Source organism: Ruegeria profundi (assembly GCF_020171505.1).
GTDB lineage: Bacteria > Pseudomonadota > Alphaproteobacteria > Rhodobacterales > Rhodobacteraceae > Ruegeria > Ruegeria profundi.
Genome location: NZ_JAIUZS010000003.1, coordinates 536,298 through 555,236, shown reverse-complemented (window position 1 = coordinate 555,236; position 18,939 = coordinate 536,298). Strand labels below are relative to the sequence as shown.

Here is an 18,939-nt window from a genome sequence, read left to right as displayed (position 1 = left end):
TCTGCACGCGTCTTAAATGGGCCTGAAGGATCGGAATAAGCATTCTGCAAACACTTTGTGAATCGTTTGTTGACCTCAGCCCGCTTCAGACAAACCTGTTCACATAGTTTTCGAGCATTTCCTGTCGTCCCGAGCGTGGCTTCGGGTTGATATCTTCTTGCAGAACACGTGCGGCAATCTCGTCCAGACTGCTGTCCAACATGGACGCCGCTTGCGGAGTGTCCCAACCCGAGTACCTCTCTTGCAGAGCACGCTCCAAGCCGCCATCTTCGATCATTGCCGCAGCGGCTTTCAGACCCCGTGCGCAGATATCCATCCCGCCCACATGGGCCGCGACCAGATCCTTCGCGTCAAGGGATTGGCGGCGTATTTTGGCGTCGAAATTTGTGCCCCCGGTCGTGAATCCCCCCGCCTTCAGAATGTGGTAATAGGCCAACGCGACCTCTGGCGTATTGTTTGGGAACTGATCCGTGTCCCACCCCGATTGGTAGTCATTGCGGTTCATATCAATCGAACCCAGCATACCCTCAGCGGCGGCGACGGCGATTTCATGTTCAAAACTATGCCCGGCAAGGATAGCGTGCCCCTGTTCAAGGTTCAGCTTCACCTCATTCTCCAACCCATATTTCCTGAGAAAGCCGATGCAAGTCGCCGCATCATAATCATACTGATGCTTTGACGGTTCCTGAGGTTTCGGCTCTACCAGAATTGTGCCTTTGAACCCGATCTTGTGCTTATACTCCACAACCATGTTCAGAAACCGACCCATATGGTCCATCTCGGCCTTCAGGTCGGTGTTTAACAGGGTTTCGTACCCCTCGCGCCCACCCCAGAGAACATAGTTTTCACCGCCCAGCTTCTGCGTTGCATCCAAACACGATTTTACCGTAGCCGCCGCGAACGCAAAAACGTCCGGGTCTGGGTTTGTGCTGGCACCGGCCATCCACCGGCGATGGCTGAACATATTGGCCGTTCCCCAAAGCAACTTAGTACCAGATAGCTGCATCCGCTCAGCGATGTAGTCGGTGATCTCCTCCAAGGTCTTAAGGTTCTCGGCGAAATTGCCTTGCTCGGGCCGAATGTCAGCGTCGTGCCAGCAAAAGAAAGGCTGACCCAGTATTTCAAACATTTCGAACGCAATATCCGCCTTCATCCGAGCCCGCCCCATATCGTCTTGCGGATGCCACGGACGTTCGAATGTCGGCCCGCCAAAGGGGTCTCCACCCTCCCACGCGAAAGAGTGCCACCAGGCCACTGCGAACCTAAGGTGGTCCTCCATCCGCTTCCCCATCACAATCTCGTCTGGGTCATAGTGCCGGAAGGCCAGAGGGTTCTTGCTGTCTGCACCTTCGAATTGAACTTTCTCAATCCCGTCGAAAAATCCACTTGTCATGACTTCCCTCCCCCTCGGTTCCGCACTGGCTGCTCGCCGAGAATAATCATCAACCAAAGATTGCCTAGAAATTCAGGCAATCCAGGCGCTTCAGTGGGGTTATCCATGAACACTGCATCATCATCGGATTAGTCATGCTCGATATGCGATTGCGCGCTATTCCCATGCATCACGCCCTCGCAACCGCGGGACAGCGGGCTTTGATAGACAACAGCAACGTCGCCTAGGATGTCGCAGGATAACCTCTTATTTTTTAAGCCGCCTTATCTCGATTCCCGACCTTTAAGTTTGAATATCATATTTATTTTATCTGGTAAAATATTATCCTATATGCGGCTCCAAAACTGCTTTAAATTGAATTCACAGCAAGACTCACGAGGGTAAGAGACTGAAAAACAGGGCCTCTTTGATTTCCTTGGAACAACGGAACGCAACCCGTCTGCGGGTCCTTGAGCATATCAGGACAAAGGGTGCCGTTTCGCGGATTGATATTGCGTCGGCATTGCAAACCAGCCCGGCAACTGTAACGACGGCCACTGCAGATCTGATCGCGGCCGGGCTAATCAAAGAGATTGAAAGCGAAGCGATATCCGCGCCCGGCAAAAGAGGCAGACCAAGGGTTTTGCTGCAGCTGGATGCCAAGTCCTACATCGTTGCAGGTCTAAAAGTCGCGCGGCAAGGTATCTCGGTCATTCTGGTCGATTTTGAAGGGTGCGAAATCGCGTCGTACAAGCACCCGCTGGAAAAACCCAGAATGTCACCATCCGAGTTCGTAGCGTCCATCCGCAGCGCTCTTGACGAAACCTGCGCGCAATTTGGCCGCTCTGCCAAAGATCTTGCCGGCGTTTCAATCGGTGTGGCCGGCCTTGTGGACGCAAACAGGAATTTTGTGTACTGGTCGTCTTCGATCACTGAAAGAAACATTGATTTCAGTAGCTTGCTGTCACGCGATCTGCCTTGCCCTGCTTTTATGGACAATGACGCCAACCTGGTTGCGAAAGCCGAGCAGTTGTTTGGCCTTGGCAAAGGTCTAAAGACCTTTCTCGTCGTTACGGTCGAACATGGCGTCGGCCTTGGGATCGTTCTGGATGGTCAGCTTTACCGTGGCAAAAGAGGATGCGGTGCCGAGTTTGGGCACACCAAGGTTCAACTTGACGGTGCCTTGTGCCAGTGCGGCCAACGCGGATGTCTTGAAGCCTATGTCGGCGACTATGCCTTAATCCGTGAAATGGCGGTCACAGGCCAGATAAACGAAGCAATGACCGTTGCAGAAATACATAATCGCGCGCAATCGGGCGATCAAAGGGCCGCTTCGGTTCTTTCCCGCGCCGGTCAGATATTCGGTCTTGGGGTATCCAACCTCATTAACCTGTTCGACCCAGAGTGTATTATCGTGTCAGGCACGCAAAAAAGCTTTGAACATCTCTGCACGGACAAGGTTTTGGCCCGCATACGCAGTGGCGTTGTAAACGTCGACGCAGCCTTGCCCGAAATCAAGGTTCACCATTGGGGCGACCTGATGTGGGCTAAGGGCGCTGCGGCCTATGGGATCGAACAAGTTTCGATCCTTAAAGTGAGGGAGCACATAGCGAACACACCCTAAATGTTAAACATCCTTTGCTATGGCCAAAGCGGGTGGCCCGTTGACGTTAAGATGGCAAACCGGGCCTTTGAGGCCGGGGGTACGCATGCCCTCGTAACGATCGAGGTTTCGATCCGAGAGACACTCGCAGCCTCAGTTGTCACGTTGCGGCCAGTGGCGCCAGCGCCGCGTAGAATTGCCTGTATCTGCCGTATTCAATTTCGTAGGCGTCAATCAGATCGCTGCGGGGTTCAATCCTATCCTCAATTTCCGGCGGCAACATCACTTCGGCTGGCTCTGCATTGTTCACGGCACAAATGGCCAAACGCGCGGCCCCCATGGCCGCCCCGAATTCGCTGCCTTTGGGCAGGTTCAGAGGGACCTGCAGAACTGTTGCCAAGGTTTCCAACCAAAACCTCGATCGCGCGCCCCCTCCGACAGCCATCAGGTTCTGCGGAGATGTTCCAGTGCTTTTCAAGGCTTCCAGGCAATCTCGCATGGCGAAGGCCACGCCTTCCATAACGGACTGGGTCAGGTCTGCGGGGGCGGAAGAAACATCCAGACCCATAAACGCCCCTCGGACACGGCTGTCGTTATGGGGCGTTCGTTCCCCGGAGAGGTAGGGCAGGAATGTGATTTCAGACGGGCCAGTGACCGAGTCAGACAAAGCTGAGGCCAACTTGTCCACCGGCTGTCCGAGGTTTCGCGATAGCCAGTTCATGCTGTTGGTGGCCGAAAGAATAACCCCCATTTGTATCCACGTGTCTGGAATTGCATGGCAAAAACAGTGCACCGCAGTTTCCGGAGCCGGAGCGCAAGCGTCTCTTGCAACAAGCAGAACGCCCGAAGTTCCCAGCGAAACAAACCCCGCACCGTCTTGTATGCTTCCGATTCCGCAGGCGGCCGCCGCATTGTCACCAGCACCGCCGGCGACGACGACAGGTCCGGACAGCCCCCATTCGCGCCGCAAATCTGCCTTTAGGTCACCACCCGGATCGGTCCCTTCGATCAAACTTGGCATCTGTTCCACGCGCATGTGCCCCATGGCAAGCGCAGCATCCGACCACTGTCGCCGTCCGACGTCAAACCATGAAGTGCCCGCACTATCCGACATGTCCGAGATGTATTCGCCAGTCAGCCAAAACCGTAGATAATCCTTCGGTAGAAGCACTTTGGCTATTTTCGAGAATACATCAGGTTCCTGCGCGCGCACCCATTCCAGTTTCGGCGCGGTGAACCCCGGAAACACGATATTCCCGGATATCGCGCGCATTTCCGGCATTTGATCCAGTATCCTTGCCTGATCCGCTGACCGAGTGTCGTTCCACAAAATACACGGCCTGAGAACCGCACCGTCAGAGCCCAGCAAAGTCGCACCATGCATGTGCCCGCTCAGCCCAATGCCACGCAGTTTTGAAAAGGCGGTTTCGTCAAGAGCGCGGAGGCTCGAAACAACCTCCTTACACGCGTTGATCCAATCCAACGGGTTCTGCTCGGACCAGCCGGGTTTTGGTGTTGAGGTTGGAATGCTGGTTTCGGCATCGCACAGCACGCGACCGGCATCATCTATCAAAATCCCTCTGAGACCAGACGTCCCCAAATCCAATCCAAGATACATGCGCGCCTCTTCAGTATTTGTTTAGCACAGTGACCTTTTCACGGCGCTGTTCGTGCCATGCAACCCCAGAACTTCAAGGATTTAGTCCAATTTGACCCACGCCGCATTCCTTGCAGAACTTTGCACGCATGCGGCCACGAACCTGACACCCTCCAGCCCATCGTGAACCGTTGGATACACGACCGATGCCTCTGGTGGCTTTTCATTTCGGAAAGCCAGAATGGCTTCGGCGGCTTCACCGTAGATGTTCGCGAAACCTTCCAGATACCCCTCTGGGTGCCCCGGTGGTACGCGGCTTATCCGATTGGCGGCTTCCCCTGCCCCTGGTCCATTTCTGGTGATAATACGCTTTGGTTCACCATAGGGGGTGAACCAAAGATAATTCGGGTCTTCCTGAGCCCACTCCAACCCACCCTTTTCACCGTAAACACGGAGTCTTAAGGCGTTTTCGTTGCCGGGTGCGACCTGTGAACACCACAGCATTCCGCGCGCTCCACCATCGAAACGCACCAGAACATGCGCATTGTCATCGACTTGGCGCCCCGGAACAAAGGCTTGTAAATCCGCAGCAAGGCTTTCGGCTTTCAAGCCGGTAACAAAGCAAGCCAGATTATAGGCGTGGGTTCCAATGTCGCCGGTCGATCCGCCAGCGCCTGATCGTTCGGGATCGGTCCTCCACTCTGCCTGTTTGAAATCCTGCTGCTCGGTCAGCCAATCTTGGGCATACTCAACCTGAACTACCCGGATTTTGCCGATCTGCCCGCTAGCAACCATGTCACGCGCCTGCCGGACCATGGGGTAGCCGGTGTAGTTATGCGTCAGAATAAAAAGTGCATTTGAATTTTCCGCTGCTTTGACCAGCTTTTTCGCGTCACCCAAGGTCGCGGTGAGAGGCTTATCGCAAATCACGTGTATGCCGCGCTTCAGGAACTCACGCGCGGCGGCGTAATGCACGTGATTTGGCGTGACAATCGAAACCGCTTCGATCCCTGATTTCAGCCGTGCCTCTCTGATCGCCATCTGTTTGAAGTCGTCATAAACACGTTCAAGACCCAGCGCCTGCCCGCTTTCGCGGGATTTCTCTGGCGTTGAGGACAACGCGCCGGCAACCAATTGGAACCTGTCGTCCAATCGCGCCGCAATGCGATGTACACCCCCTATGAAAGCATCATTTCCGCCACCGACCATGCCAAGGCGAATGCGCCCCGAGGTTTCTTCGCTACGTCCCGTTACCATCAGTCTATCCCCAGCATTTTTCGATTGGCCGCCTCATCGGTGCCGCTGTCTGCGAAATCGTCAAAGGCTTTCTCGGTCACACGAATGATATGATCCGACACGAACCGGGCACCTTCGCGCGCGCCATCCTCAGGGTGCTTCAGGCAGCATTCCCATTCGACCACCGCCCAACCGTCAAAGTCGTTTGCCGCCATTTTTGAAAAGACAGCCCCAAAATCCACCTGCCCGTCGCCAAGAGACCGGAAGCGTCCTGCCCGATCGACCCAGCTTTGATACCCGGAATAGACACCCTGCCGACCCGTTGGGTTGAATTCCGCATCCTTGACGTGGAACATCCGGATGCGATCCTTGTAGATGTCAATGTTGTCTAGATAGTCGAGGCATTGCAGAACATAGTGCGATGGGTCGTACAACATACAGGCCCGAGCGTGATTGCCTGTCCGCTCCAAGAACATCTCGTAGGTGACCCCATCATGCAGGTCTTCGCCCGGATGAATTTCATAGCAGACGTCCACGCCGCAGTCTTCTGCATGGTTCAGGATCGGCACCCATCGGCGCGCGAGCTCATCAAAAGCGGTTTCTATCAGCCCGGCGGGCCGCTGGGGCCACGGATAAACATATGGCCAGGCCAGCGCGCCCGAAAACGTCGCATGCGCTGAGATCCCCATATTTCTGGACGCTGAAAGCGCTTTTTTGACCTGATCCACCGCCCATTCTTGCCGGGCTTTCGGGTTTCCCCTGACAGTTTCGGACGCAAATCCATCAAACGCTGTGTCATAAGCCGGGTGAACGGCCACAAGCTGCCCCTGAAGGTGTGTAGACAATTCGGTAACTTCAACACCGTTCTCCTTGGCCTTACCCTTGAAGTCATCGCAATAGCCCGGGCTGGATGCGGCGGTCTCAAGGTCAAACAGTCGGCCATCCCAACTGGGAACCTGAACACCCTTATACCCGCACTCAGCCGCCCATTTCGTGATTGCATCCCATGAATTGAAAGGTGCTTCATCCCCGGCAAACTGCGCCAGAAACAAAGCCGGGCCTTTGATCGTCTTCATAATATGTCCTCCCCAAATTCCATGCCCTTACGGCGGCAAATTTTCCTTTAGATAGATATCGATACGAATGCGTTCCTGAGCTTTGTTGAACGGAACCTTGTCTGACGTGGCGCGCAGCAGACGGACGGCCGACCGAACCAAATGCCCGGAGTCCTGCGAGATCAAAGCGTCAAACGTGCCGCGGGTCAGAGCCTCACGGCTGAGCGGCGTAAGCTCGTGGGCTATGATCACCAAATCCTTGCTGATCTTGCTTTCGGACAGAAACTGGATCAGGCCCGCATTGCCCGCAGCGGAAGAATATATCCCGACCAGATCGGGATAGGTTTCAAAAATCTCGGGCATCATCTTGTAAATCAGGTCGGGGTCATCGCGACCCTCGACAGACGCCACGACTTCAAGATGCGGAAAATCCTCGGCGACAACCAGATCAAAGCCTTGGCGACGCTCGAGATGATCACGCGCCAAGCGCGAGCCGGTCAGGACAAGAACCTTGCCCTTTTTATGCACGAACCGCCCCATCAGTTGCGCCGCTGTCCGCCCGGCGGACACGTTGTCAATTCCTACGAAATGATCGCGGTCCGAACTGGGCAGGTCGGACACAAGGGCAACGACCGGGATACCCTTGTCCCTGACCCTTTTGACTGCATCGCGTACCGATGGAGTTTCGGGACCAAAGACAGCGACGCCGTCGACCTCTTTGCCTTCGACGCCATCCAGTATTTCGACGATGTCCTGAGGCTCAAACGGCGCAACGCGCTGAATCTTCAGACGCGTGCGTTCGATAAACTGATCGCGTGACTGTTCCACGATCTGCTTACTCAACGCCTCAAGAAACTCGTTGTCGGCGTCGGGCAGTACGAAAAGAAAATTGTAAACGCGTTTACGCGCAAGATTGGCGGCGGCAGTGTCGCGCACATACCCCAAGTCATCAATCGCTTTTTGTACCTTTTGCACGGTCACGGCGCGAACGCCCGGGCGTCCGTTCAAAACGCGATCTACAGTCGCGAGGCTGACACCTGCAACGCGTGCGATGTCGTTGACAGTTGGCTTTTCCACCACTTCTAGTTTTTGCTTATGGTCTTCCACGCGTCTTTCAGCCTTCAATCTCGTGCGCCAAGCCCTCGAACAACAAGGCGACGGCTTCAGCGCCCGGGTCGTTATGCCCAATCAGGTTTTCCTCAGGGACATAAGCTGCGCGACCCGCCTTCGCACGGTGAATATTCGCCGTATTATCAGCCCCTTCACGGGCTGCCTTCGCAGCATGCGTCAGCCCCGAAGGCAGCGCCGCAAGCGCGGGTGCAAGCGCATCGATCATTGTTCTATCACCCACCTTGGCTCCGCCAACCTGACTGACGCGGTTCAGTCCTTCCACCAGAGATTTGGATACCGAAGCCCCGCTGGCACAGGCGTCCCCTGCCGCGTTGAAGAATATCGCGAGGATGACCCCGGACGAGCCGCCCATTGTCTGGCTCAGTTCATTGCCCAGCGCGGGGAACAGCTGTGTCAAATCGGCCAGAGGCATTCGGTCAAGACTGCCCTGCAATGATTTGGCCGCGGTCGCCAAAGTGCTGCCTGTATCACCGTCGCCGGATTTGGCATCCAGCTCGTTCAGATGCTTTTCCGCACTGATAAGCAATTCGGACAACCGAGTGATCGTTTCTTTGGTTTTAGGGTTGTTCGACGGAATGGGATCAATCGGGGTCAGCCCATCAGGTAGGGGTGCAATCTTTACCGGCTCGATAGAATTGACACCGGGCCATGCGGCCATTTCAACTGGGGTCTCAAGTGCCGACAAATCGCCTTGGGTGACTGGCAGGATAGAAACCGAAAACCCATGCATATCCAATGAGGTCATCATCGGTGCGGCTCCAATGATATGTTGCGCGATTCCGGTTTCAGCCAACGCATGTGTCAGGACAGCCATTTCCAAGGGGGTGGTCGATCCAAGGTTGTTAACCAACGCCACGCAGTTACCTGAACCTACACGTTGTTTCAGTTTCTCAACAACGGTGGACATGGCGGTCATGGCATTTGCAAAATCCACTTGCTCGACACCCGGTTCGCCGTGGATACCCAAACCCAGCTCAGCCTTGCCCGGCGCAATCCTTTCCTCTTTCGGAGACCCCGGAACGGTGCAGGTATCCAAGCTCATGCCGATGCTGACAACTTTTTCGATGACATTTTTTGCGGCTGTCGTCACGGTATCCAGATCGGCACCACTCTCGGCAAGCGCACCGGCAATCTTATGCACGAACAGCGTACCCGCCACACCGCGGGGTTGTGGAAGGTCTGGCAGGGCGATGTCGTCATCGACCACCACCATTTCCACCTTGCGCCCCAAGGCGCGGGCCCGTTCGGCAGCCAACCCGAAATTCAGCCGGTCGCCCGTGTAGTTTTTTACGATCAGCAAGCACCCCGCCTCACCTGTCACGGCCAGAATGCCCGCCAGCACAGCCTCAACCGACGGCGACGCAAAGACCTCTCCGCACACAGCGGCCGTGAGCATACCGGCCCCAACGAACCCGGCATGTGCGGGTTCGTGACCGGACCCTCCGCCCGAGACCAGCGCAACTTTGGATTTGTCCCAATCCGACCTGTAAACAACCTTGATATGCGGATATCCATCAAGGCGGGTCAGCGCCCCGCCGGTTGAGGTCAGAAGACCATCTATCGCCTCTGTCACAAGGGTTTCTTTGGTATTGAGGAACTGGGCCATGCTTATGCTCCTTAATTCACACGTGCGCCGGACGCGTCAAAGTACAACGGGTTGTGAGGGCGAATCTTTATTATCTTTCCAGATGGATAGTCCTGATGGACATCAATCAAGGTCACGACCGGGTGACCCTGTAACTCCAGATGCAACCGCGTTTGATCGCCCAAATGCTCAGCACGTATCACGCGCGCTTCACTGCCCTCGCCTTCGATGATGTTTTCTGGCCGCAGACCAATCTGCGGACCTTTGTGATCGCCACCGAACAATTCGGACGGCAGGATATTGATCCGCGGCAAGCCCAAGCGGCTGGCGACATAAACACTGCCCGGATTTTCATAGATATCCCGCGGTGTGCCGTATTGAACCAGTCTGCCCTCTTCCAATACGCCGATATGTGTCGCCATGGTCATGGCCTCGACCTGATCATGGGTCACGTACAAAAGCGTGGACCCAAGGTCGGCCTGTATCCTTTTCAACTCAACACGCAAATCTGCCCGAAGCTTGGCATCCAGTGAGCTGAGCGGTTCGTCCATAAGGAATATCTGTGGATCGCGGACCAATGCCCGCCCGATTGAGACGCGCTGCATCTCACCGCCGGACAGCTCGGTGGCTTTGTTGTCCAATTTGTGGGGGATTTGAAGGATTTCGGCGGTTTCGTTCACCTTTCTGGTGATCTCATCCTCGGGTGTTTTCAGGATCGGCGAGCGCAACGGAAAAGACAGGTTCTCGCGCACGGTCATGTGCGGATAAAGTGAATACTGCTGAAACACCATCGCCACGTCGCGTTGAGCTGGTGTTTCCACCCCAACATCCCGACCGGCAATCCGGATTGATCCTTTGTCCAGTTTTTCGAGCCCGGAAATCAATCGCAACGTTGTAGTTTTGCCCGCGCCCGTTGGGCCGAGCAGCACCACAAACGCACCGTCCGGGATCGTCATCGAGATTTCGTCGACCGCCTTAACGCTACCGAAGGACTTTGAGATATTTTCCAGAACGACCTCAGCCATTGCCCAGCACCTCATCGTTCAGAACAGACCTTAGCGCCCGACCCGTAGACTTTTCGAACAGGGTGATGGTCGGAGAGCGGAACTCCAAACCAACCGTCTCGCCGGGGCTGACCGTTTCGCGCGCATCGATCCGGGCTTTCAACTCACCATTCGGGCTTTGCAAGGTCACGATCTGCGTCGTCCCGAGGTATTCAGCAGCCAGAACCTTGGCCCGGTAACCACTGTCATCTGACAAAAAGACATGCTCGGGGCGAACACCAAAGACCAGATCACCTTCTGCCCCCTCGATCATTTTGGGCACGGCCTCGTCATGTCCATTCAGTCGGACCATCTCGGACCCCGGCGTTACAGCGCCCTGAAACGGAAGGAAGTTCATCGAGGGCGAGCCAATGAAATCGGCCACGAACATGGTCGCCGGTTTGTCGTAGATTTCCTGAGGCGTGCCGAATTGTTCGATCACCGCGTTGTTCATCACGACGATCTTGTCACCCATCTGCATCGCTTCCAGCTGATCATGCGTGACGTAAACCGTGGTCGCGCCCATGCGATCATGCAGCGCGCGCAGTTCTTCGGCCATATGCTCGCGAAACTCAGCGTCCAAGGCACCAAGGGGTTCATCCATCATGAAGGCTTTTGGTTCGCGGACAATCGCACGCCCAAGGGCCACCCGCTGCCTGTCGCCACCGGAAAGCCCGCCTACGGGGCTGTCCAGAATGTCCTTTATTCCAAGAATGCCCGCGACTTCTTCTACCTTGGCCTCAACGGCGGCACGCGGCATTCCCTGCGATATCAATGGGTAGCTGATATTTTTACGCACATTCATATGCGGATACAGGGCAAACATCTGGAAAACGAAGGCAATGTCTCGTTCCGATGGCGGCCTTTGGCTGATTTCCTCACCATCAAGGTAGATTTCGCCGGAGGTCGGAAGCTCCAGACCCGCGATCATCCGCAAGGTCGTCGTCTTACCACACCCCGACGGCCCAAGCAGCATGAAGAATTCACCATCTTCAATCGTGAACGAGCTTTCACGAACAGCCGTGAAATCGCCAAACATTTTCTTAACGTTTTTGACTACGATCTGGGCCATTTCTACTCCGGAAAGTGGCTGACGATGATGAACATGACGGTTCCGATCAGCGTGACGATGAAGGAATAGGTGAACGCCCAAAGGACAAACGGCTGCATCAACATGAAAACGCCGACCGCGATCAGTATTGTCGCCACCATTTCCCATGGTCCCCGGCGAAGCCGCATCAGTCCTGAAAAAAACTTGGTCATTTGCGTACAGCTCCGAACGTAATCCCACGCAGCAGGTGTTTGCGCATCAGGATGGTGAAAATCATGACCGGGATCAGGAAGATCGTTGCGCCAGCCGCGACCGCAGGCCAATCAAGGCCACCGATACCGATGATGGTTGGAATAAACGGCGGGGCCGTCTGCGCATTCGCAGAGGTTAGCAGCACAGCAAACGCGTACTCGTTCCAAGCGAAAATCAGGCAGAAGATCGCGGTTGAGGCTATGCCTGTGGCGGCTTGTGGCAGAACCACTTTGTAGAAGGCCTGAAACCGGGTGTAGCCATCGATCAGCGCTGCTTCTTCATATTCCCGCGGGATCTCGTCGATGAACCCTTTTAGAAGCCAGACTGCGAGTGAGATATTCACGCCCGTATACAGCAGGATCATCCCCAGATGCGTGTCGCTTAGCCCAAGGTTTCTGAACATCAGAAAGATCGGGATCGCAACGGCGACGGGGGGCATCATCCTAGTACTGAGAATAAAGAACAGAAGATCGTCTTTGAGCGGCACCTTGAAGCGGCTGAACGCGTAGGCCGCCAAAGTGCCAAGGAAGATACTCAGGAATGTCGAACCGAACCCGATGATGACCGAGTTCATGAATCGCTCACCAAACTTGGATGGTCCAACGATCACCATGTCGTATTGGCGGACGATTTCATCGGCCCAGTTCTGCGGTGGGTTCGCCTCCAAAAACTCCTGCGTTTGGCGTGTTCTGGTCGTGAACAGATTAACGTAGCCTTCCAGAGTTGGCTCAAAGACGACCTTGGGCGGGTAACTGATCGCGTCTGACGGAGATTTAAACCCGGTCAGCAGGATCCAGACCAAAGGGATCATCGTGATCAGCGCGTATGTGATAACCAGGGCGCCCGCGATCCATTTGGACCGGTTTGAGGGTTCGGTAACTGAGAAACTGCTCATCTTTGCTTCACCCTGTTCAAAGCCTTCACATAGATGGACGCCAGCCCAAACACCGTCACAAACAAGATGATTGCGTAGGCCGATGCATAGCCCGTGCGCCATTTCTCAAAGGCTTCCCGTTTCAGATTGATCGAGGTCAGTTCGGTGGTCGATCCCGGCCCGCCGCCCGTCAACTGAACCACCAGGTCGAACATCTTAAAGTTCTCGATCCCACGGAACAGGACGGCAAGCATCAGGAACGGCAGTACCATCGGGATGGTGATCGTGAAGAACTGCCGCAGCTTGCTGGCCCGATCAATTTCCGCGGCCTCATAGATATAGTCCGGTATGCTTCGCAGCCCGGCCAGACAGATCAGCATCACAAACGGCGTCCACATCCACGTGTCGACGATCACAATCGCCCATGGTGCCAATGTCACCGATCCCAGCATCTCGAAACTCGACGGTTCCTTGCCGGTGAACCACGATACGATGTAGTTAAACAGACCGATTTGCGGCTGATAGAGGAACTTCCAGAAGTTCCCCACAACGGCCGGAGACAGCATCATTGGCAGCACGATAATTGTGGTCCACAGGTCGTTGCCCTTGAACTTTTTGTTGATAAGCCAGGCTAAGGTGAACCCGATCAGGACCTGAAAGAAAATTGTCCAGAAAAGAAAATGCGCTGTGGCCTGCATATTAAGCCAGGTGTCGGTATCTGTCAGAATACGCTCGTAGTTGCGAAGCCCGACATCCTTGACCTCACGCCCGATGCGATTGGCTTTGTAGTTGGTAAAGCTAAGCTGGATGGTCCAGATCAACGGAAAGATATTGATCGCAAGCAGCAGGAAAATCGTTGGAGAGATGAATATCCAGGCGATTGCGCGGTCGGATAACCCCCGAATTTTTCGCGCAACTCGCACGGGCGTTGCCTGCGCAACGCGATCTATCGTCCTGTCAGACATATCTTTACCAGTTCTTGTCGGTTTCGGGCGCACGGGTGATTGCGGAGCGGGACGATGCCCGCTCCTACCCGGCTACCTGATTACAGCTTGCCTTCGTCTTCAAAGACTTCCGTCCAGTCCTCGATCAGAAGATCAAGCGCTTCTTGTGCTGTGCCCTGATCGGCCACAACATAGTCATGGATGCGCTTTTGCATTGCCAGCAGCAGTTCCGCATAGGCCGGCTCCTGCCAGAAGTCCTGCACGCCTGCCATCGCTTCCAGGAAGTCACCGGCAAAGGGCTGGCTATCCACAAATCCAGGATCTTCCAACACCGAGTTATGTGCGGAATACCCGCCCAGTTCCCACCATTTTGCCTGAACCTCTGGCTGTGCGAACCACTTGATATACTCAAGCGCGGCATCCTGTTTGTCGGAATAGCTGACTACAGAGATGCCCTGCCCACCAAGTGTAGACCCCGGCTGGTTTTGCGGCGGGTTGACGAAAAAGTCGATCTTGTCGCCGCCCGTATTTGGATCAGCGTACAGACCCGGGAAAAACGCGAACCAGTTCATCGCCATGGCGACCTGACCAGATTTAAAGGCGTCCAGGCTCTCACCCATGTAGGAGTTGGTATAGCCCGGTGGCGTCGCGGTTTCGTAGAACTCTTTATAGAACTCCAACGCCTCCACCGCCTCGGGTGAATTCACGGCACCTTCCATATCGTAGGAACCCGGCGTGTTTTCGTATTTGAAGCCCCATGGATAAAGCGCGCCAGTCACACCCATTGTGATCCCTTCCGAGCCGCGCTCGGTAAAGATCGCCGCGCCGTACACGGTTTTTCCATCAATTTCGCGACCTTGGAAGAATTGCGCGATTTGCAGCAGCTCTTTCTGGGATTGAGGTTCGCGTAAGTCCTGCCCGGTGGCATCTTTGTAAGCGGCCTGAATTTCAGGGTCTTCAAACCAGTCTTTGCGGTAAAACCACCCGTTTGCGTCGCCCATCGCGGGCAGAGCGTAGTAGTTCGGCGTACCTTTCGGCCAAGTCGAATAGGCATAAACCGTGGCAGGCGCGAAATCATCCATGCTGATGCCTTCAGCATCAAAGAAATCATTCAATTTCACGTAGTGGCCGTTTTCAGCACCGCCGCCAATCCATTGGCTGTCGCCGATCAACAGGTCGCACAGCTTCCCGCCAGAGTTTAGTTCGTTCAGCATCCGGTCCGCAAAGTTTGGCCAGGGCACAAACTCGAAATTCATCGTATGGCCGGACTCTGCCTCGAATTCCTTCGAAAGCTCGACAAGCGCGTTGGCCGGGTCCCATGCTGCCCAACACAGCGTCAGGTCTTCAGCATTTGCCCTGGTAGAAAGAGTAGTAGCGGCAAGGACCATTGCGCTGGCCGAAGCCAGTTTAAAGTAAGTCATCCATTCCTCCCTTTTTTGCGCCGTCAATCGAGGATGTGCGAATCGCGGCATATGTCCAAGGGTATTTGAGGTACGCACCTCAGGTCTAGGATTTTCTGAGGTTCGTACCTCACTATTCTGCGGATAACTTCAACGAAGTACTCATACACTCTGTTTTTAAAATATTTTTATCAAATTCGTTTCTGAGGACTCTCTCAGAAAGGGGAGCACACAAAGAAACCGACACGCGAAATTCGGCCTGGCAGGCCCACAAAGCGGTAGCTTTGGGTCGCCAAGTTTGCTGATCTAAGCCTGCAATGCCCGCAGTCATCTGACCGGCAGCTAAAAAGCTTGTGCGACGTTCGTCAGGTCAGGGGTGCATTTGTCAAATAACGGACCAAGGCATGACCGATCTCACTATTGCGCAAATGAACCGATACCCGATCAAGGGTTTAAGCCCCGAGGTGCTTAGCTCTGTAGAATTGCGCGCGGGCAAAGGTATTCAAGGTGACCGCCTCTTCGGTTTTGCGCGCTATAACTCCGGTTTCGACCCGCTAAACCCCAGCCCGCTTCCCAAAGACCGCTTTGTTGTTCTTTTGAACCAAGCGGGGCTGGCCGGTCTCAAGACAGGTTTCGACACTGACACTCATGGGCTGGAAATCGAGGTCGGCCAAAGAACCCATCATTTCGATATGAGCGATCCAAAGGGGCAAGTCGATGCGGCGCGGTTCCTTTACACCACCCTTGGCCTGAAGGACCCTGAACCACCGATATTTGTATCCTCTGCACCTCATCGTTTCACCGACGTATCGGTCGTCTCTCCCAAAATGATGAATGCGATATCTTTGTTGAATCGTGCGTCTGTTAGGGCTTTGGGGAAAAAGCTGAATACAGATATCCACCCTGCCCGGTTTCGCGCGAATATCGAGATTGACGGATTGCCGCCCTTTTCAGAACTGGACGCCATCGGCTCAACCTTAGTGTTTGGCGATGTTCAGCTCCAAATACTATCCCGCACAAAAAGATGCGCCGCAACCGAGGTAAACCCGGAAACGGCCGAACGGGACTTGAACCTTCCTTATCTTCTTAGAAAACACCTGGGCCACATGGATATGGGCGTTTATGTCGAGGTCGTGACAGGTGGAACCCTTACTCTGGGCCAATCCGGTCAGCAGCCAGCGTGAGGCTCTTGCGAACGCAAGGGCATGACCATTCTGCCCCGCAGCCCCCCGCGTGTAAAACGATGATAGGTAACTCAAGCACTGCCCTTACCCTGAGCGTCGAACGGTTCTTCAATCGCTTGAATCAGGTGTCACGTTGTAATCCGGAAGCTTGGACAAGGCGGATTTCAACGCGTCGCTCCACCCTTCAGAAATCGTGCGGAAATAGCCATCATCAACTTCAAACCTTGACCGAGTTCCCGAGGTCAAACTGTCTTCTTCGTAAAGCAGCAGGTCCAGCGGCGCTCCGACGGACAGGTTGGCCTTTATTGTGGAATCGAAGCTGACCAGCAACAGTTTCACGGTTTCAGGAAAGCTCATCTTGGCATCATAGGCACGTACCAGAATCGGGCGCCCGTATTTGGTCTCTCCGATCTGAAAGAACGGCGTGTCATCACCCGCTTCGATAAAGTTTCCCTCTGGGTAGATCAGGAACAAACGCGATGGTCCGCCTTTGATTTGCCCACCCAGAATAAGCGTTGCGTGAAATGAACTGTCGGCCTCCTGCCCTGAGCGTGAGTGCTTTTCGATCACGTCCTTCAGGGTTTCAGCGATCCGCTGGGCAACCTGAAACATTGTCGGTGCCTCAAGGATTGAAGGTGATCGATCTTCAGGGGCTTTTGTGCGCTCTTCCAACAAGCTGACGGTGGCTTGGGTGGTCGCCAGATTTCCCGCTGCCAACAGGGTGATCGACCGCTCGCCCTCGACCGTCCAGTTAAACATCTTCTTGAAGGTCGAGATGTTGTCCACACCCGCATTCGTGCGTGTATCGGACATGAAAACCAGCCCGCGGTTCAGCCGCATCCCCACAGCGTATGTCATTGTCTGCTCCGTTACTGCTGTGCGACCTGCAACTGTACTGTCAATTGCTCGCCCGCCGCCCCAATCCTGTTTCCTATTACCGGCGCGGCCTGTGCATAGTCCAGACCAGTTGCGACGCGTACGTATCGGCTGTCAGGAGAAATGCCGTTCGAAACATCGAACCCGACCCAACCTAGCCCGTCAACATGCACCTCGGCCCAGGCGTGGGTCGCATCCTGCAACTGTGTGTCGTTCATCATCAGATAGCCAGAGACATACCGTGCGGGCAGCCCGATTTGCCGAACACAGGTGATGAATATATGGGCATGGTCCTGGCAAACACCGCTGCCAGCCTCAAGCGCGTCCTCTGCGCTCCAGTCTGGGTGCGAGCTCCCGACCTCGTATTGCACACGCTCACGAATGGCATCGGACAAGGCGTGCATTTGTTCAAGCGGTTCGCCTTCGGGTAAAGACCGGACCAGATCTGCAACCCCCTTACCCGGTTTGGTTCGGCGCGTGCTGCGATTGAAAAGCCACAACGGTGTTGAACCTTCGTGACGCCCAAGAATTCCGTGGTTGTCCTCGATTTCAACAACGCCGTCAGAGATCAGGGAAACACTTTGGGTATTCGCTTCAAAGCTGATCAGCTCCACCGTGTTGCGGTGGTAATCCTCATAGCTCAGCTCTTTTGATCCGCCAATAATTTCAGTGTTCCAAGTTACGACACTTTGATTACGGAAGGATTTTGGCGTTTTTCTGAGTTGCTGCAGTCCGAAGGGGACCGGTGCATCAAAATCGTATCGCGTCTCGTGTCTTATATGCAGTTTCATAGGCTACTCATAGAACCGATAATCAACCTCAATTTGACGACTTAAGCCGCCAAGATCATTCAAGAAATCTTGAATGTACTCATGCAAACCAAAGTCAAAGATATCAGCAATGCGCCGGTTCAGATACTTATCGTAAAGCGTATTCGACGCCTCACATGATGGGCCGGCAAAGCCATAGTCTTTCTTGAGATAAGACAGGTTTTCCTGAATTTTCCTGCAACAGAAATGAAGACTTCGGGGCATACGCTGGTCGAGGATCAGGAACTGAGCAATATCGGATGGGGTTGTCCGTTGGCCGTAAGTCAATTGATACCCCCCGCCCGCGCCGACCGAACGCAGGATGCTTTCCCACTGGATATTGTCCAAAGACGACCCGACTGCGAACGCCGTAGGCAACAGCACGTAGTACTTGACGTCGAGTATGCGCCCGGTGCTGTCGGCGCGCTCGACAAAGGTGCCGATACGCATGAAATCGAAGATGTCATTTCGCAGCATTGTGCCAAGGGTTGCGCCGCGGACTAAAGCGGCCTGTTGGCGCACCAACTCCAGTACGGCGGGCAAATCCCGTTGGTTTACCCGTCGCTGCGTGGCCTCGTCGATCTTCATCCACGTGGCGTTTACTGCGCCCCAGACATCATAGGTAAGTGCCGTACGCACCAGACGGGCGTTGTGTCTGGCCTGCTTGATGACCGATTTCACCGAGGATGGGTTATCGACATCTCGCAGCAACCAATCCACCGCGTTGTCCCTGTCGACCTCATCATATTTGGCAAGGTATCCATCCAGAACGCCCGCAGTTTTTAACACAGACCCCCATTCCTCTGCCGAGTTCTTGGTGCGGGTCAAAGCCATCCTCTGGCCGGTTTCCAACAATCGCGCCGTATTCTCCGCCCTCTCCAGGTAACGGGACATCCAGAACAGACCGCCAGCAGTTTTTCCCAGCAT

Annotated in this window: 17 protein-coding genes; 2 read left to right on the top strand and 15 right to left on the bottom strand. The window is 54.8% G+C overall.

Annotation, left to right across the window (positions count from 1 at the left end; translation table 11 throughout):
• Positions 1-85: 85 nt before the first annotated feature.
• On the bottom strand, positions 86-1,393 hold the full coding sequence (xylA, locus tag LCM21_RS08660; RefSeq protein ID WP_224890247.1) for a xylose isomerase: 1,308 nt from the start codon (positions 1,391-1,393) through the stop codon (positions 86-88).
• A gap of 415 nt (positions 1,394-1,808) precedes the next feature.
• Between xylA and LCM21_RS08655 the strand changes: the two genes are divergently transcribed.
• A complete protein-coding gene (locus tag LCM21_RS08655) occupies positions 1,809-2,996 on the top strand; it encodes an ROK family transcriptional regulator (RefSeq protein WP_224890246.1) in 1,188 nt (395 codons plus the stop codon).
• Between the two features lie 139 nt (positions 2,997-3,135).
• Here LCM21_RS08655 and xylB read toward each other — a convergent pair whose 3' ends face one another.
• The 11 genes from xylB to LCM21_RS08600 form a co-directional block, all read right to left on the bottom strand.
• Entirely contained in the window at positions 3,136-4,593 is a 1,458-nt protein-coding gene (gene xylB / locus LCM21_RS08650; protein WP_224890245.1) for a xylulokinase, read from the bottom strand.
• 81 nt (positions 4,594-4,674) lie between these two features.
• Positions 4,675-5,829, bottom strand: coding sequence for a Gfo/Idh/MocA family protein (locus tag LCM21_RS08645; protein ID WP_224890244.1), 1,155 nt, complete (start codon positions 5,827-5,829; stop codon positions 4,675-4,677).
• A complete protein-coding gene (locus LCM21_RS08640) occupies positions 5,829-6,884 on the bottom strand; it encodes a sugar phosphate isomerase/epimerase family protein (RefSeq protein ID WP_224890243.1) in 1,056 nt (351 codons plus the stop codon). The genes LCM21_RS08645 and LCM21_RS08640 overlap by 1 nt, the downstream gene beginning before the upstream one ends.
• Positions 6,885-6,911: 27 nt before the next feature.
• Positions 6,912-7,970 carry a LacI family DNA-binding transcriptional regulator gene (locus tag LCM21_RS08635; protein WP_224890242.1) on the bottom strand — a complete coding sequence of 353 codons (1,059 nt, stop codon included), beginning with the start codon at positions 7,968-7,970 and terminating at the stop codon, positions 6,912-6,914.
• A gap of 7 nt (positions 7,971-7,977) precedes the next feature.
• Positions 7,978-9,600, bottom strand: coding sequence for a dihydroxyacetone kinase subunit DhaK (locus tag LCM21_RS08630; RefSeq protein ID WP_224890241.1), 1,623 nt, complete (start codon positions 9,598-9,600; stop codon positions 7,978-7,980).
• An 11-nt stretch (positions 9,601-9,611) separates the two neighbouring features.
• Positions 9,612-10,604 (bottom strand): ABC transporter ATP-binding protein, encoded by a 993-nt coding sequence (locus LCM21_RS08625; protein ID WP_224890240.1) that lies wholly within the window; start codon positions 10,602-10,604, stop codon positions 9,612-9,614.
• Entirely contained in the window at positions 10,597-11,694 is a 1,098-nt protein-coding gene (locus LCM21_RS08620; protein WP_224890239.1) for an ABC transporter ATP-binding protein, read from the bottom strand. Before LCM21_RS08620 ends, LCM21_RS08625 begins: the two co-directional genes overlap by 8 nt.
• 2 nt (positions 11,695-11,696) lie before the next feature.
• Positions 11,697-11,885, bottom strand: coding sequence for a hypothetical protein (locus tag LCM21_RS08615; protein ID WP_068334147.1), 189 nt, complete (start codon positions 11,883-11,885; stop codon positions 11,697-11,699).
• A complete protein-coding gene (locus tag LCM21_RS08610; protein ID WP_224890238.1) occupies positions 11,882-12,820 on the bottom strand; it encodes a carbohydrate ABC transporter permease in 939 nt (312 codons plus the stop codon). The genes LCM21_RS08615 and LCM21_RS08610 overlap by 4 nt, the downstream gene beginning before the upstream one ends.
• Positions 12,817-13,764: a carbohydrate ABC transporter permease gene (locus LCM21_RS08605; RefSeq protein WP_224890237.1), complete on the bottom strand. Its 948-nt coding sequence runs from the start codon at positions 13,762-13,764 to the stop codon at positions 12,817-12,819. The genes LCM21_RS08610 and LCM21_RS08605 overlap by 4 nt, the downstream gene beginning before the upstream one ends.
• 80 nt (positions 13,765-13,844) lie before the next feature.
• Positions 13,845-15,164, bottom strand: coding sequence for an ABC transporter substrate-binding protein (locus LCM21_RS08600; protein ID WP_068334142.1), 1,320 nt, complete (start codon positions 15,162-15,164; stop codon positions 13,845-13,847).
• A gap of 383 nt (positions 15,165-15,547) precedes the next feature.
• Here LCM21_RS08600 and LCM21_RS08595 point away from each other — a divergent pair, with 383 nt between their 5' ends.
• Positions 15,548-16,327: an MOSC domain-containing protein gene (locus tag LCM21_RS08595; RefSeq protein ID WP_224890236.1), complete on the top strand. Its 780-nt coding sequence runs from the start codon at positions 15,548-15,550 to the stop codon at positions 16,325-16,327.
• A gap of 108 nt (positions 16,328-16,435) precedes the next feature.
• On the opposite strand, the gene LCM21_RS08590 is transcribed toward LCM21_RS08595, so the two are convergent.
• From LCM21_RS08590 to LCM21_RS08580, 3 genes are read right to left on the bottom strand one after another with little or no spacing between them, the layout of a single operon-like run.
• Positions 16,436-17,185: a proteasome-type protease gene (locus LCM21_RS08590; RefSeq protein ID WP_224890235.1), complete on the bottom strand. Its 750-nt coding sequence runs from the start codon at positions 17,183-17,185 to the stop codon at positions 16,436-16,438.
• Between the two features lie 11 nt (positions 17,186-17,196).
• Positions 17,197-17,994, bottom strand: a complete 798-nt coding sequence (locus tag LCM21_RS08585; protein WP_224890234.1) for a transglutaminase family protein — start codon at positions 17,992-17,994, stop codon at positions 17,197-17,199.
• Between the two features lie 3 nt (positions 17,995-17,997).
• Positions 17,998-18,939 carry an alpha-E domain-containing protein gene (locus LCM21_RS08580; RefSeq protein ID WP_224890233.1) on the bottom strand — a complete coding sequence of 314 codons (942 nt, stop codon included), beginning with the start codon at positions 18,937-18,939 and terminating at the stop codon, positions 17,998-18,000.

Excerpts from the sequence above, each read along its gene's own strand:
- LCM21_RS08580 (WP_224890233.1), bottom strand. The coding sequence starts at position 18,939 with ATGCTGGGAAAAACTGCTGGCGGTCTGTTCTGGATGTCCCGTTACCTG.
- LCM21_RS08615 (WP_068334147.1), bottom strand. The coding sequence starts at position 11,885 with ATGACCAAGTTTTTTTCAGGACTGATGCGGCTTCGCCGGGGACCATGG.
- LCM21_RS08640 (WP_224890243.1), bottom strand. The coding sequence starts at position 6,884 with ATGAAGACGATCAAAGGCCCGGCTTTGTTTCTGGCGCAGTTTGCCGGG.
- LCM21_RS08620 (WP_224890239.1), bottom strand. The coding sequence starts at position 11,694 with ATGGCCCAGATCGTAGTCAAAAACGTTAAGAAAATGTTTGGCGATTTC.
- LCM21_RS08610 (WP_224890238.1), bottom strand. The coding sequence starts at position 12,820 with ATGAGCAGTTTCTCAGTTACCGAACCCTCAAACCGGTCCAAATGGATC.
- xylB (WP_224890245.1), bottom strand. The coding sequence starts at position 4,593 with ATGTATCTTGGATTGGATTTGGGGACGTCTGGTCTCAGAGGGATTTTG.
- LCM21_RS08645 (WP_224890244.1), bottom strand. The coding sequence starts at position 5,829 with ATGGTAACGGGACGTAGCGAAGAAACCTCGGGGCGCATTCGCCTTGGC.
- xylA (WP_224890247.1), bottom strand. The coding sequence starts at position 1,393 with ATGACAAGTGGATTTTTCGACGGGATTGAGAAAGTTCAATTCGAAGGT.
- LCM21_RS08605 (WP_224890237.1), bottom strand. The coding sequence starts at position 13,764 with ATGTCTGACAGGACGATAGATCGCGTTGCGCAGGCAACGCCCGTGCGA.
- LCM21_RS08595 (WP_224890236.1), top strand. The coding sequence starts at position 15,548 with ATGACCGATCTCACTATTGCGCAAATGAACCGATACCCGATCAAGGGT.
- LCM21_RS08590 (WP_224890235.1), bottom strand. The coding sequence starts at position 17,185 with ATGACATACGCTGTGGGGATGCGGCTGAACCGCGGGCTGGTTTTCATG.
- LCM21_RS08630 (WP_224890241.1), bottom strand. The coding sequence starts at position 9,600 with ATGGCCCAGTTCCTCAATACCAAAGAAACCCTTGTGACAGAGGCGATA.
- LCM21_RS08625 (WP_224890240.1), bottom strand. The coding sequence starts at position 10,604 with ATGGCTGAGGTCGTTCTGGAAAATATCTCAAAGTCCTTCGGTAGCGTT.
- LCM21_RS08600 (WP_068334142.1), bottom strand. The coding sequence starts at position 15,164 with ATGACTTACTTTAAACTGGCTTCGGCCAGCGCAATGGTCCTTGCCGCT.
- LCM21_RS08585 (WP_224890234.1), bottom strand. The coding sequence starts at position 17,994 with ATGAAACTGCATATAAGACACGAGACGCGATACGATTTTGATGCACCG.